Below are 12902 nucleotides of genomic sequence, written 5' to 3'. Positions count from 1 at the left end.
CTTTGTCGGGAGTTGAGGAAGCGATCGCGTAGCGGCCCAGGCCGTTGAGGTGGGCGGCCGGCATGCTGAACGGCTGCCGTTGCGGAGCGAGGGGCGGCGGTGCCCGTGAGGCGTCCTTGAATGCGGGAAGGCCCCGCACGTCTCCGTGCGGGGCCTTCCTGTCAAGGCGTTGCCTGGCCTGGGTGGCCTGGGCTCAGCTCTGGCCGCCGGCGAGCTTCTCGCGGAGAGCCGCGAGCGCCTCGTCGGAGGCGAGGGCGCCACCGGCCGGGGCCGACGAGGAGCCGCCCGACTGGGACTGCGTCTCGCCGCTGTAGGACGAGGGAGCGGCCTCGCCCGCCTCGGCCTCGGCCTTGCGGGCCTCCTCGATCTGCCGCCTGTGGGCCTCGAAGCGCTGCTGGGCCTCGGCGTACTGCCGCTCCCACTCCTCGCGCTGCTTGTCGAAGCCCTCGAGCCACTCACCCGTCTCGGGGTCGAAGCCCTCGGGGTAGATGTAGTTGCCCTGGTCGTCGTACGTGGCCGCCATGCCGTACAGGGTCGGGTCGAACTCGACCTCGGTGCCGACGCCCTCGTTGGCCTGCTTCAGCGAGAGGCTGATGCGGCGACGGTCGAGGTCGATGTCGATGATCTTCACGAAGATCTCGTCGCCGACCTGGACGACCTGCTCCGGGATCTCCACGTGGCGCTCGGCCAGCTCGGAGATGTGGACCAGGCCCTCGATGCCCTCCTCGACCCGGACGAACGCGCCGAACGGCACCAGCTTGGTGACGCGGCCCGGCACGACCTGGCCGATCTGGTGGGTGCGGGCGAACTGCTGCCACGGGTCTTCCTGGGTCGCCTTGAGCGACAGGGAGACGCGCTCGCGCTCCATGTCGACGTCGAGGACCTCGACCGTGACCTCCTGGCCGACCTCGACGACCTCGGAGGGGTGGTCGATGTGCTTCCAGGACAGCTCGGACACGTGCACCAGGCCGTCGACCCCACCGAGGTCGACGAAGGCGCCGAAGTTGACGATCGAGGAGACGACGCCCTTGCGGACCTGACCCTTCTGCAGGGTGTTGAGGAAGGTCTGGCGGACCTCGGACTGCGTCTGCTCGAGCCAGGCGCGGCGCGACAGGACCACGTTGTTGCGGTTCTTGTCGAGCTCGATGATCTTGGCCTCGAGCTCGCGCCCGACGTACGGCTGCAGGTCGCGGACCCGGCGCATCTCCACCAGCGACGCGGGGAGGAAGCCCCGCAGGCCGATGTCGAGGATGAGGCCGCCCTTGACGACCTCGATGACGGTGCCGGTGACGATGCCGTCCTCGTCCTTGATCTTCTCGATCGTGCCCCAGGCGCGCTCGTACTGGGCGCGCTTCTTGGACAGGATCAGGCGGCCCTCCTTGTCCTCCTTCTGGAGAACCAGGGCTTCGACGTGCTCGCCGACCTCCACGACGTCAGCAGGATCGACATCGTGCTTGATCGAAAGCTCGCGCGAGGGGATGACACCCTCGGTCTTGTAGCCGATATCGAGAAGGACCTCGTCTCGATCGACCTTGACGACGGTGCCCTCGACGATGTCGCCGTCGTTGAAGTACTTGATGGTCTCGTCGATCGCGGCGAGGAAGGCTTCCTCGGACCCGATGTCGTTGACCGCTACCTGCGGGGTGCTCGAGGTGGCCTCAGTGCTGGACGTCATGTGTGGAATTGCTCCGAACGCGGACAGGATGTCGATGTGGCGGACGCGCGGCAGGCCCTCTTCCGCATCAAGCCGAGGAATTACGACATCGACGTGACCGAGCGCGAGCCCGCTCCGTCTGAGGCGCGCGCGAGCCCACAGCGCAGCGATCAGCATATGAGACGATGGCCACGGGGTCAATCCGTGCCAGGAATCAATAGGCGTTGACCTGTGGTCTCCGCTTTAGATCGATATTACCTCGAAGTCGCCGCGGGATGGAGATCCGCTCCGGGTCGCCGTCGGAGACGTAGCGCTCGCCGGGGTGCTTGTTCAGCCACTCCAGCCAGTACTGGGAGCACCATTTGCGGCACTCGCCCTTCTTGCCGTTGCTCTGGATGCGCTGGATCGCCAGACGGTCGAACTTTTTCGCGTAGGGCGAAAGCGACGGCTCGGCCCCGGCGAGGAAGACGCCCGCGAAATCATACCGGGTGCCGTCCCAGTTCCCCTTGATCGCGATCTTCCTGGCGCGCGGCATCGACCCGTACGGCAGGGCCAGGGTCTTGGAGGGCCCCACGCCGAGCTTGACGAGCAGGCGTTCGAGCCGGGTGATCTGCTCGCGGACCTTCTTCTTCGGCAGCGCGCGCAGGTCGGGGTGCGCCCAGGTGTGGTTGGCCACCTCGAAGCCGTGGCCGGTCAGCCAGCTCACCGCCGCTTTCTGCGACGCGGTGTCCTCCAGCCCGAACGGCGCCCTGTTCACCCAGAACGTGGCGACAGGACGGAAGCCCGGGTAGCGCCGGGAGACGTCCATGATGATCGACACGGCGGTGTCGGGCTTGGGGTTGCCCGCGGAGTCGAGGCCGAAGTGGGAGGGGTGCCCGTCGTCGAAGGTGAGGACGACGGGCGACTTCCCGGCCGGCACCTGGATCTGGCCCGTGGCGAACTCCCTGGCCGTGATCGGCACGTACCCCTGCCTGGCGAGCTTCTCCAGCTCCTTCCTGAGCTGGTCGGGGGTGCGGTCGATGGAGGCGAGCCGCTTTGGAACGATCCGGTGGTACATCAGGATCGGGACCAGCCCGAGCTCGTTGGCGTGGATCTGCCGCGCGAACTCGGGCGTGGCGACGACGCCGGGTGGCTGCCCGGCGTCCTGCGGCGCCTGTGTGGGCTTCGTGACGCCTTCGAGACTGGCCCCGGCGTTGCCGGTGAGGTCGGGCCGCACGTGCGGCGCGCCATCGGACGGCATGAGGCCGAGCCCGATGACGGCCGTCGTGACCACGGCCACGTTCGCCAGACCGATGACCCGCGTGAGAGACGCTGAAATCCGCACGAAACTCCCGTGCTACTCGGGGGAAACTGATCTCAGAGTAGTCCAGAACCACCCCGGTATCGGCGAGCACCGCCGATCACCACAAGACCGACTTCCCCGTCATATCGGGATAAACAGTTCTTAATGTCCGGCGTCCTCCCACGTGCGGCCGACCCCCACCGACACCTCCAGCGGGACCCGCAGGTGGTAGGCGGCGTTCATCTGGTCGCACACCAGCCGCGTGAGTGCCTCCAGCTCGCCCGGCGCCACCTCGAAGACGAGCTCGTCGTGGACCTGGAGGAGCATCCGGGAGGCCAGCCCCTCCTCGCGCAGCGCCCGCCGCACGTTGAGCATGGCCACCTTGATGATGTCGGCGGCCGAGCCCTGGATCGGGGCGTTGAGCGCCATCCGCTCGGCCATCTCGCGACGCTGGCGGTTGTCGCTGGTCAGGTCGGGCAGGTAGCGGCGGCGGCCCATGATGGTCTCGGTGTAGCCGTCGCTGCGCGCCTGCTGGACGATGGCCTGCAGGAAGTCGCGCACTCCGCCGAACTCCTCGAAGTACTCCTCCTTCAGCGCCCGCGCCTCGGCCACCGGGATGTTGAGCTGGGTGGACAGCCCGAAGTCGGACAGCCCGTACGCCAGGCCGTAGTTCATCGCCTTGATCCTGGCCCGCAGCTCGCCGTCGATCTGCTCGGGCGGCAGGTCGAACACGCGGGCGGCGGTGGCCTGGTGGAAGTCGTGACCCGACTCGAACGCGGCGATCAGCGACTCGTCGCCCGACAGGTGCGCCATGATGCGCAGCTCGATCTGGCTGTAGTCGGCCGTGAGCAGCGTCTCGTAGCCCTCGCCGACCACGAAGCCCTGCCGGATGCGGCGGCCCTCGGCGGTGCGGATCGGGATGTTCTGCAGGTTGGGCTTCTCGGACGACAGGCGGCCCGTGGCGGCGATGATCTGGTTGAAGGTGGTGTGGATGCGGCCGTCGTCGGCGATCTCCTTGATCAGCCCCTCGACCGTGGTGCGCAGCTTCTGCTGGTCGCGGTGGCGCAGCATGATCGTGGGCAGCTCGTGGTCGGTCTGGGTGGCGAGCCAGGCGAGCTGGTCGGCGTCGGTGCTGTAGCCGGTCTTGATCTTCTTCGTCTTCGGCAGGTTGAGCCGGGTGAAGAGGATCTCCTGCAGCTGCTTGGGCGAGCCCAGGTTGAACTGCTCGCCGACCGAGCGGTGGGCCTCCTCGACCGCCTGCTTGACCGCCGCGCCGAACTCGGCCTCCAGGCCCGCGAAGTACTCGCTGTCGACGGCGATGCCGGTGCGCTCCATCTCGGCGAGGACGGCCAGCAGCGGCAGCTCCACGTCGCCGAGCAGGTGGGTGCCGCCGCGGCCGGACAGGAAGCTCTCGAGCGCCTCGGCCAGCTCGCGTGCCACGTGCGCGCGCAGCGCGAGGTCCTTGGCCGGGGCGTCCTCGTCGTCGCCGAACAGCGCGGCCTGCCCCGTGGACTCCTCCTCCGCGCGCAGGTCGCGGTTGAGGTAGCGCCTGGCGAGGTCTTCGAGGGCGAACGTGCGCTGCCCCGGCATGGCGAGGTAGGCGGCGAGCGCGGTGTCGCAGCTCAGCCCGTTCAGCTCCATGCCCTGCGCCCACAGCGCGAGGACGGGGCCCTTGGCGTCGTGGACGACCTTGGGCCTGGCCGGGTCGGCCAGCCACGCGCGCAACGCGGCCTCGTCGGCCTCGGTCAGCTTCACCGGGTCGACGTACGCCGCCGTGCCCGCGGGCGAGGCGATCGCGATGCCGTCGACGCGGCCGCTGCCGCTGCCGTACACGCCCTTGAAGGCGACGCCCGCGCGGCCCTCGGGCAGGGCGGCGAGCCAGCCGGCGACGCGGTCGGGCCCGAGGATCACGGTCTCGACCTCGAAGCCCTGGTCGGGCTCGCGCTCGCCGGTGCCGAGCACCTTGAAGACGCGCTCGCGCAGCTCGCCGCGGATCTGCAGGGTGTCGAAGAGCTTGTTGACCTCCTCGCGCTCCCAGTCGCCCTGGCGCAGGTCGCCCAGCTCGACGTCGATCGGCACGTCGCGCAGCAGCTCGGTGAGCCTGCGGTTCATCAGCACCTGGGCGACGTGCTCGCGCAGCTTGTCGCCGACCTTGCCCTTCACCTCGTCGACGCGGTCGACCAGGGTGGCGAGGGAGCCGAACTCGCGCACCCACTTGGCGGCGGTCTTCTCCCCCACGCCCGGGATGCTGAGCAGGTTGTCGCTGGGGTCGCCGCGCAGCGCCGCGAAGTCGGGGTACTGGCGCGGGGTCAGGCCGTACTTCTCCTCGACGGCCTCGGGCGTGAACCTGGTCATGTCGCTGATGCCGCGGCGGGTCATCAGGACGGTGACGTGCTCGTCGACGAGTTGGAGCGCGTCGCGGTCGCCGGTGACGACGAGGACGTTCATGCCCTCGGCGCTGGCCCGGGTGGCGAGCGTGGCGATGAGGTCGTCGGCCTCGAAGCCGGGCTTGGACAGGTGCGGGATGCGCATGGTGTCGAGCAGCTCGAAGATGAGCTGCATCTGCCCGCGGAAGTCTTCGGGGGTCTCGCTCCTGTTGGCCTTGTACTCGGCGTACTCCTCGTGGCGGAACGTGGGCTCCGACCTGTCGAAGGCCACGGCGACGTGCGTGGGCCGCTCGTCGCGCAGGACGTTCGTCAGCATGGAGGTGAACCCGTAGACCGCCTCGGTGTGCTGACCGTCGGTGGTCATCAGGTTGGCGTCCTTGAGCGCGTAGAACGCACGGTAAGCCAGCGAATGCCCGTCGAGCAGCAGCAGGCACGGGCGGCTGGGGGTCACTTCACTCTTCGGCACACACGCAGCCTAGTCTGCGTCTGCGACAGAAAACCCGAGCTCGGAACAGTGGAGGCATCCCCTTGACGCACACGGACCCGGCGCTGCTGGACGAGTACGGCAACGTGCACGCGGGCACGCTGGCCCACCGGATGGGCATCGAGTTCCTGGAGGTGACGCCGGAGCGGGTGGTCGGCAGGATGCCGGTCGAGGGCAACACCCAGCCGTACGGGCTGCTGCACGGCGGGGCGTCGGCGGTGCTGGCCGAGACGCTCGGCTCGGTGGGCGCGGCCGTCCACGCGGGCCGCGAGCGCATCGCGGTGGGCATCGAGATCAACGCCACCCACCACCGGTCGGCCACGTCGGGCCACGTCACGGGGGTGGCCACGCGGCTGCACGGCGGGCGCACGCTGGCGACGTACGAGATCGTGATCAGCGACGAGCAGGGCCGGCGCGTGTGCACCTCCCGCCTCACCTGCATGCTGCGCGACAAATAGACCCTCTGATTCCTCAAGATCCCCCTTTCGCCGGGCCCCGCGGGTCGCTACGGTGTTCGCAACAGAGCCCGCGGGGAGGCCCGGTAGATAACGTGTGCGGCCGGGGAAGCCCTGCACGGCCCCAAAGGCCGCTCCCGCGGGCTCGTCTTCCGTTTCCGCGCCGCCTTCCTTCTTTCCGCGCCCTCGTTATCGCTTCGTTTCCGGCGCGCCAGGTGTCTTCCTTCATTTAGCCCCTGACCTGGCTTTTACTTCCTCACATGAGTGACACACGCATGTCTCTAATTGGTGACGAACGGTACTGAACCGGGCGTTGCCGGAATAGGCTCCCGCCACAGCATCCCAGTTGTGCCTGCGATGCCCGCGTGTCGAGATGGAGGGGCAAAACCCCGCCTTGACCTACCTTGAGGGAGCACCATTGCGCAGAGCCGTGATCGCGTTCACGGCCTTCCTGGGTGGACTCGTCTTCCTGCTCGCCGGTCCCGCGCACGCGGGCCCGGCCGAATGCCAGGGTCTGAAGGGGACGCTCAAACTCCAAGGCCAGCCAGTGAACGGCGTGAAAATCGCGGTGACCACCGAAGGCGGACAACCCGTCAAGGAAGTCGCCACCAATGCCCAAGGCGCCTGGGACGTTCAGGTCGACAAACCCGGGAAATACAAGGTCACGCTGGATGTCAGCTCGCTTCCGCAGAACGCGGAAGTGCGCGGGGGCACCAACGTCAGGACCCTCACCGTGTACGAGGGCAACTGCTCGGCCGTCCTGTTCGCGCTGCAGCCCAAGGGCGCGCCGGGCCAGCAGCAGAACGCGTCCGCCGAGGAGAGCCCCTTCTGGACGCAGTTCGCGCAGCTCACCTTCGAGGGGATCAACCTCGGCCTGATCATCGCCCTGGCCGCGCTCGGCCTCTCGCTCGTCTACGGCACCACCGGCCTGACCAACTTCGCCCACGGTGAGCTGGTCACACTCGGCGCGATCCTCGCGTACGCGTTCAACGTCGGCATGGGGCTCCACCTCATCCCCGCCGCCGTCATCGCGGTGATCGTCGCCGCCGCGCTCGGCTACGCCCAGGACCGCTTCTTCTGGGGCCAGCTGCGCCGCCGCGGCACCGGCACCATCGCCATGATGATCATCTCGATCGGCGTGGCGCTCTTCCTCCGCTACGTCTTCCTGCTCTTCTTCGGCGGCCAGAACGAGGCGTTCGCGCAGTACACCGCCCAGCCCGGCGTGCAGATCGGCCCGATCTCCGCCGCGCCCAAGAACTTCGTCGCCATGGCCGTCGAGCTCGTCGTGCTGATCGTCGTGGGCGTCGCGCTGCTGCGCACCCGCACCGGCAAGGCCGCCCGCGCCGTGGCCGACAACCCGGCGCTCGCCGCCTCGTCCGGCATCAACGTCGACCGCGTCATCCGGATCATCTGGACCCTCGGCGGCGGCGTGGCCGCGCTCGCCGGCGTCATGCTCGGCCTGTCGCAGAACCTGAAGTACACGATGGGCCAGGACATCCTGCTGCTCATCTTCGCCGGCGTGACGCTCGGCGGCCTCGGCACCGCGTTCGGCGCGCTCGTCGGCTCCATCGTCGTCGGCCTGTTCATCCAGGTCTCGACGCTGTGGGTGCCGCCGGAGCTCAAGAGCGTCGGCGCGCTGGCCGTCCTCATCATCGTGCTCCTCGTCAGGCCGCAGGGCATCCTCGGCCGCCGCGAGCGGATCGGCTAGTCGGGGGAGGCAGTCATGGACTGGATCACGATCATCAGCACCACGCTCAAGTCGGCCGTCGGCGTCGAGACGGTGCTCTACGGACTCGCCGCCATCGGCATCAACATCCACTTCGGATACACGGGCCTGCTGAACTTCGGCCAGGCCGCGTTCATGGGCGTCGCAGGGTACGGCCTCGCCGTCACGGTCGCCGTCATGAACCTGCCGTTCTGGCTCGGCATCCTCGTCGGGCTGGGGGCCGCCGTCCTGCTCGCCGTCCTGCTGGGCATCCCCACGCTGCAGTTGCGCGCCGACTACCTGGCCATCGTCACCATCGCGGCGGCCGAGATCGTCCGGCTGATCTTCCGCTCGGTGGCGTTCAAGGACGTCTTCGGCGGCTCCGACGGCCAGCGCGGCTTCTCCGACGGCTTCTACGCGCTCAACCCCTTCCCAGAAGGGGACTACGGCTTCAACCTCGGGCCCGTCCCGATCTTCTTCAACCACCGGCTGCTGTGGGTGCTGCTCGTCGGCTGGCTCCTCATCGCCGTCTGCTGCGGGATCGTCTACCTGCTGATGAAGAGCCCCTGGGGCCGCGTGCTCAAGGCCATCCGCGAGGACGAGGACGCCGTGCGCAGCCTCGGCAAGAACGTCTTCTCGTACAAGATGCAGTCGCTCGTGCTGGGCGGCGTCATCGGCTGCCTCGGCGGCTTCGTCTACGGCCTGGCGTTCGCGTCGGTGCAGCCCGACATCTTCGGCACCGAGACCACCTTCTACTGCTACACCATCGTCATCCTCGGCGGCGCCGCCCGCGTGCTGGGCCCCGTCATCGGCTCGATGATCTTCTGGGTGCTGCTCGTCCTGGTCTACGGCGTGCTCAGCGAGGCGGTCGCGGCGGGTTACATCCCGTTCATGACCTCCATCCAGGTCGGTCCCGTCCGCTACATCCTGGTGGGTCTCGGCCTGATCCTGTTGCTCGTCTTCCGGCCACAGGGCATCTTCGGCGACAAGAGGGAGATTGCGATCGATGCGCGCTGAGACCACGACCAGCGAGCGCAAGGCCGCGGCGCTGGCCGCCTTCAAGGACCTGGCGCACGACCCGGGCGTGCCCAAGCCCGACCCGATCCTCGTCGTCGACGACGTCGTGCGCCGCTTCGGCGGCCTGACCGCCGTGGACGTCAAGCACGTCGAGATCCAGCGCGGCTCCATCACGGCGCTCATCGGCCCCAACGGCGCCGGCAAGACGACCTTCTTCAACCAGCTCACCGGCTTCGACACGGCCGACGCCGGGTCGTGGACGTTCAACGGGCGCAGGATGAACGGCGTCCCCGCGCACAAGGTGGCGCGGGCCGGCATGGTGCGCACGTTCCAGCTCACCAAGGCGCTGTCCAGGCTGACGGTGATGGAGAACATGCGCCTGGGCGCCCAGCAGCAGAAGGGCGAGAACTTCTGGCGCGCGCTGGTGCCGTCGTTCTGGCGCGGGCAGGAGGACGCGATCACCGAGCGGGCCGAGGACCTGCTGACCAGGTTCAAGCTCGCCGCCAAGCGCGACGACTTCGCCGGGTCGCTGTCCGGCGGCCAGCGCAAGCTGCTGGAGATGGCGCGGGCGCTGATGGTCGAGCCCGAGCTGGTGATGCTGGACGAGCCCATGGCGGGCGTCAACCCGGCGCTCACCCAGTCGCTGCTCGGCCACGTCAAGGACCTGCGCGAGCAGGGCATGACGGTGCTGTTCGTCGAGCACGACATGGACATGGTCCGCGACATCAGCGACTGGGTCGTCGTCATGGCCCAGGGCTCGGTGATCGCCGAGGGCCCGCCGGACACCATCATGTCGGACGAGCGCGTGATCGACGCCTACCTGGGCGCCCACCACGACGCGCCCCTGTCGGAGAGCGAGCTGACCGAGCAGCTCCAGGAGGCGGAGGCGGCGCTCGAGGCCGAGATCGAAGAGGAGACGCAGAAGTGAACGCCGTCCCCGAGCGCGAGCAGCACCCGGCCCCCGAGACCGAGACCGAGGCCCAGCAGGACGAGGCGCAGCAGGAGACCGTGTCCAAGCAGGCCGTCAGCGACCGCGGCGACCACCTGGAGGGCGCCAGGGAGGCGGTGCTGCGCTGCGACGAGCTCATCGCGGGCTACCTCCCCGGCGTCAACATCCTCAACGGCGCCGACCTGTACGTCCGCGAGGGCGAGCTGATCGGCATCATCGGCCCCAACGGCGCGGGCAAGTCCACCCTGCTCAAGGCGATGTTCGGCCTGGTGACCATCCGCAGCGGCACCGTGACGCTGAAGGGTGAGGACATCACCAACATGAAGGCCCACTCGCTGGTCTCGCGCGGCGTCGGGTACGTCCCGCAGACCAACAACGTGTTCCCGAGCCTGACCATCGAGGAGAACCTCGAGATGGGCGCCTTCCAGGTGCCCGGCAGGTTCAAGGAGCGCTTCGAGTTCGTGGCCGAGCTGTTCCCCGCGCTCAAGGAGCGGCGCAAGCAGCGCGCCGGCTCCCTGTCGGGCGGCGAGCGGCAGATGGTGGCGATGGCCAGGGCGCTCATGACCGAGCCGTCGGTGCTGCTGCTGGACGAGCCGTCGGCGGGCCTGTCGCCCAAGCTGCAGGACCTGGTGTTCATCCAGGCGCAGCAGATCAACAAGGCCGGCGTGACCGTGATCATGGTGGAGCAGAACGCCAGGCGCTGCCTGCAGATCTGCCACCGCGGGTACGTGCTGGACCAGGGCCGCAACGCCTACACCGGCACCGGCAGGCAGCTCGCGAACGACCCGAAGGTCATCGAGCTGTATCTCGGGACCCTCGCGAAGGCATAACCGAATTGAGGCGTGGAAGGGGCTCCCCGGGGCCCCTTCCACGCTTTTTAATGGCGCTGTGAAACGTTTGGCGACAGTGGCGCTCATCCTGCCCATGTTTCTCGTCGGCTGCCAGGACGATCCGGCGTCCGCCGAGAAATACAGCACCGGCGGCGACCCCACCGACAGCCCGTGCGCCCGGGTGGTCTCCGCCATCGGCTACGCGAATCTCCTCCTCCGGCCGAAAGGCCAGGAGGACGAGCAGAACTTCGAGGACGCCGTGCTCGGCCGCCTGGCCGAACTGCGTGGCATCACGCTGGAATTCGGTGGCCGGCTGCCCGGCTCGCTCTCGGGGGCCGTCGCGACGGTCAAGAGGACGACGGCGGGCCTTTCCAGGGCGGACGTGCCGCGCGAGCGGCAGGTGGCGCTGCTGAAGGAGTACCGCGTCGCCGCCGACCGGATCGTGGCGGGCTGCGCCTGACCCGCCCAGGGCCGAAGCGCCGCCCCGGCCCCGCAAGGCGTCGTGTCCCCGCGCAGCGGAAAGGGCCCGGTCGAGGTGACCGGGCCCTTTCGCGTGGCCGGGGGCGGCGGCCCCGCGCGGGCCGCCGGCGGTGCCGGCCGGTCCTGGTGCGGACCGGCCGGTTCCTCACGTCCTGGCGTCAGCCGGCGATGTTGCCCGTACGGTACTCGACCGCCTTGGTCGGGTACTTGTTGTCGTCGCCGTACTGGTAGATGCCGATGGTGGCGACCGCCGGGTCGCCGGCGTCGTTGAACTCGACCGGGCCGCTCACGCCGTCGTAGTCGATGTCCTTGCCGGCCTTGAGCAGGTCCACGCACTCCTTGAAGTTCGTGCACTTCTCGCCGCCCTTGCTGACCTCGGCCAGCTTGGCGGCGATGTCCGCGCCCGCGTCGCTCTTGGCGGCCTCGGCGGCCAGCGCGATGAGGTTCATGGCGTCGTACGACTCGGGGGCGTAGGTGTAGTCCTCGAGCTTGGGGTCGACCGCGGCGAGCTTCTTGCGGAAGTCGTCGGGCGAGGCGGCGCCGGGGGTGGTGCCCTTGACGCCCTTCATCGTGCCCTTCGGCATGTCGAGGTAGTTGGTGTTCGACATGTTGCCGTCGACCATGTACCACTTCACCTTGCTGGCCGGCATGTCCTGCTTGACCAGCTCCTGGATGACCTTGGAGGTCTCCGCGAAGCCCACCAGGGCGATCGCCTTCGGGTTCTTGGCCTTGATCTTGGCGATCTCGGCGGAGAAGTCGGCCGCCTTCGGGTCGTAGTCGACACGCTCGACGACCTCGCCGCCGCCGTCCGTGACGGTCTTCGTGATCTGGTCGGCCAGGCCGGTGCCGTACGAGTCCTGCATCGCCATGATGGCGACCGTGTCGTTGCCCTCGGACACGATCAGGTCGCCGAGGACGCGGCCCTGCAGCTTGTCCGGGGGCGAGGTGCGGAAGTACAGGCCGCGGTCGTTGATCGTGGTGAACTTGTCGGACGTGTTGGCCGGCGAGAACTGCAGGACGCCCGCACCCGTGATCTTGTCGATCACGGACTCCGACACCGACGAGGAGGCGGCGCCGATGATGGCGTCGGCCTTCTGCGACAGCAGCTTGTCAACGGACTGCGACGCGATGTTCGTCGTCGTGTCGCCCGAGTCGGTGTCGAACTTCTGCACCGGCTTGCCGAGCACACCACCGGCCTCGTTGATCTCCTTGATGGCCGCGTTCACGCCCGCGAACTCGGGCGGGCCGAGGAAGGCGAGGGAACCGGTCTGCGGCAGCAGGGTGCCAATGGTGAGGGTGCCGTCGCCCTTCGAAGCGGGAGCCGCTGAGGATGGCGCGGCAGACTGGGAGTTCTGCGTGGCGGTGTCGCTACCGCCACCACCGCAGGCTGTCAGGGCGAGGCTGGTGGCAGCCACGACAGCCAGCGCCCGTCCCACGGGAGCAATGCGGACCATGAAGTGTCTCCTTCATCTCCAGGCCGGGATCCGTCAGCACCGCCGAGCGTTCCCGATCGAATGACGGAAACGTACAAAATGCCTGGACGGATGAACCAGATGCGCCGGGCAACTGTCGGCACTTGGATGCGGAGTCGTAATCAGTCCTCAACTTACGAGAGCAGCTCAAGCGTGCTTAATGTGCCTCGTGAAGCGCTTTACGGTC

General features: G+C 68.5%; 10 protein-coding genes. 6 read left to right on the top strand and 4 right to left on the bottom strand.

Annotation, left to right across the window (positions count from 1 at the left end; genetic code table 11):
- Nucleotides 1-193: 193 nt before the first annotated feature.
- From rpsA to polA, 3 genes are all read right to left on the bottom strand, one after another.
- On the bottom strand, nucleotides 194-1675 hold the full coding sequence (rpsA, locus tag BMX74_RS11035) for a 30S ribosomal protein S1 (protein ID WP_055503010.1): 1482 nt from the start codon (nucleotides 1673-1675) through the stop codon (nucleotides 194-196).
- A 193-nt stretch (nucleotides 1676-1868) separates the two neighbouring features.
- Nucleotides 1869-2978 (bottom strand): polysaccharide deacetylase family protein, encoded by a 1110-nt coding sequence (locus BMX74_RS11030; RefSeq protein WP_256256872.1) that lies wholly within the window; start codon nucleotides 2976-2978, stop codon nucleotides 1869-1871.
- Nucleotides 2979-3098: 120 nt separating this feature from the next.
- A complete protein-coding gene (gene polA / locus BMX74_RS11025) occupies nucleotides 3099-5789 on the bottom strand; it encodes a DNA polymerase I (RefSeq protein ID WP_091099986.1) in 2691 nt (896 codons plus the stop codon).
- A gap of 131 nt (nucleotides 5790-5920) precedes the next feature.
- On the opposite strand from polA, the gene BMX74_RS11020 reads away from it, so the two are divergent.
- The 6 genes from BMX74_RS11020 (at nucleotide 5921) to BMX74_RS10995 (ending at nucleotide 11223) form a co-directional block, all read left to right on the top strand.
- Entirely contained in the window at nucleotides 5921-6265 is a 345-nt protein-coding gene (locus BMX74_RS11020; protein ID WP_082535044.1) for a PaaI family thioesterase, read from the top strand.
- 415 nt (nucleotides 6266-6680) lie between these two features.
- Nucleotides 6681-7970, top strand: a complete 1290-nt coding sequence (locus BMX74_RS11015) for a branched-chain amino acid ABC transporter permease (RefSeq protein ID WP_236714683.1) — start codon at nucleotides 6681-6683, stop codon at nucleotides 7968-7970.
- A gap of 15 nt (nucleotides 7971-7985) precedes the next feature.
- Entirely contained in the window at nucleotides 7986-8984 is a 999-nt protein-coding gene (locus BMX74_RS11010; RefSeq protein WP_055503014.1) for a branched-chain amino acid ABC transporter permease, read from the top strand.
- Nucleotides 8974-9912: an ABC transporter ATP-binding protein gene (locus BMX74_RS11005; RefSeq protein WP_055503015.1), complete on the top strand. Its 939-nt coding sequence runs from the start codon at nucleotides 8974-8976 to the stop codon at nucleotides 9910-9912. The genes BMX74_RS11010 and BMX74_RS11005 overlap by 11 nt, the downstream gene beginning before the upstream one ends.
- Before the next feature lie 116 nt (nucleotides 9913-10028).
- Nucleotides 10029-10763 carry an ABC transporter ATP-binding protein gene (locus BMX74_RS11000; protein ID WP_236714767.1) on the top strand — a complete coding sequence of 245 codons (735 nt, stop codon included), beginning with the start codon at nucleotides 10029-10031 and terminating at the stop codon, nucleotides 10761-10763.
- A gap of 58 nt (nucleotides 10764-10821) precedes the next feature.
- Entirely contained in the window at nucleotides 10822-11223 is a 402-nt protein-coding gene (locus BMX74_RS10995) for a hypothetical protein (RefSeq protein ID WP_143078615.1), read from the top strand.
- 178 nt (nucleotides 11224-11401) lie between these two features.
- On the opposite strand, the gene BMX74_RS10990 is transcribed toward BMX74_RS10995, so the two are convergent.
- Nucleotides 11402-12697 (bottom strand): ABC transporter substrate-binding protein, encoded by a 1296-nt coding sequence (locus tag BMX74_RS10990; RefSeq protein WP_055503017.1) that lies wholly within the window; start codon nucleotides 12695-12697, stop codon nucleotides 11402-11404.
- Nucleotides 12698-12902: the final 205 nt, after the last annotated feature.

Source organism: Nonomuraea pusilla, assembly GCF_900109355.1.
In the GTDB taxonomy this organism is placed as follows: Bacteria; Actinomycetota; Actinomycetes; order Streptosporangiales; family Streptosporangiaceae; genus Nonomuraea; species Nonomuraea pusilla.
This window is presented reverse-complemented; position numbering and strand designations above follow the sequence as displayed.

Excerpts from the sequence above, each read along its gene's own strand:
- BMX74_RS11020 (WP_082535044.1), top strand. The coding sequence starts at position 5,921 with ATGGGCATCGAGTTCCTGGAGGTGACGCCGGAGCGGGTGGTCGGCAGG.
- BMX74_RS11010 (WP_055503014.1), top strand. The coding sequence starts at position 7,986 with ATGGACTGGATCACGATCATCAGCACCACGCTCAAGTCGGCCGTCGGC.
- BMX74_RS10990 (WP_055503017.1), bottom strand. The coding sequence starts at position 12,697 with ATGGTCCGCATTGCTCCCGTGGGACGGGCGCTGGCTGTCGTGGCTGCC.
- rpsA (WP_055503010.1), bottom strand. The coding sequence starts at position 1,675 with ATGACGTCCAGCACTGAGGCCACCTCGAGCACCCCGCAGGTAGCGGTC.
- BMX74_RS11005 (WP_055503015.1), top strand. The coding sequence starts at position 8,974 with ATGCGCGCTGAGACCACGACCAGCGAGCGCAAGGCCGCGGCGCTGGCC.